This window comes from Billgrantia ethanolica, assembly GCF_021404305.1.
Taxonomy (GTDB): Bacteria; Pseudomonadota; Gammaproteobacteria; order Pseudomonadales; family Halomonadaceae; genus Halomonas; species Halomonas ethanolica.
Genome location: NZ_JABFTX010000015.1, coordinates 1 through 559, shown reverse-complemented (window position 1 = coordinate 559; position 559 = coordinate 1). Strand labels below are relative to the sequence as shown.

General features: G+C 64.6%; 1 protein-coding gene. It reads right to left on the bottom strand.

Features of this window, described 5'->3' with window-relative positions; genetic code table 11:
• Positions 1–559: hypothetical protein (locus HOP53_RS21295; RefSeq protein ID WP_234271865.1), on the bottom strand; the 559-nt coding region annotated here is incomplete at both ends.

Here is a 559-nt window from a genome sequence, read left to right as displayed (position 1 = left end):
ACCGTCAGCGGCGGCGGGTTGTCCTTGTGATAGAGCGCATCGGGCTTGTGGGCCTTCTTGTCGGGCATGTGGCCCAGACACCAGCTGCTACGTTTGGCGCCTTCTACCAGCACGGTGGCCAGCAGCGCTGGACGTTGCAGGATCGGCCAGTTACGGCGCGTGGCGAAGCGCTCAACGAGGTCACTGACATTGACCTGCTTTTGGTTCTCGAAGAACAGCTTGCCGAGCAGCGTCGCCGCTTCTGCGGTGGAGGCACGTTCCTCGGTGATCAGTTCGCCTTCCTCGGCTAGCTGCTTGAGGATGGCATCTTCCAGGTGCAGGCCGCTGGAGCCACCTGCGGTGGGGCCGGCGCCCCGCTTACCCAGATCGCGCACCACCACGCGGCCACCATCGCGCCCCGGGTAGATCAGAAAACGATAGGCTTCATCGATGGCCGTGCGCAGCTCGGCCGGGCTCTTGGCGGCCCGCTCCCTGAACTCCCCTTTTTGAAGCTGGTCATGGCTGACGCCCCAGTTCTCGGGGTTTTCCTTGAGGCGCTCCACGGCGATGGCCTTGCGCG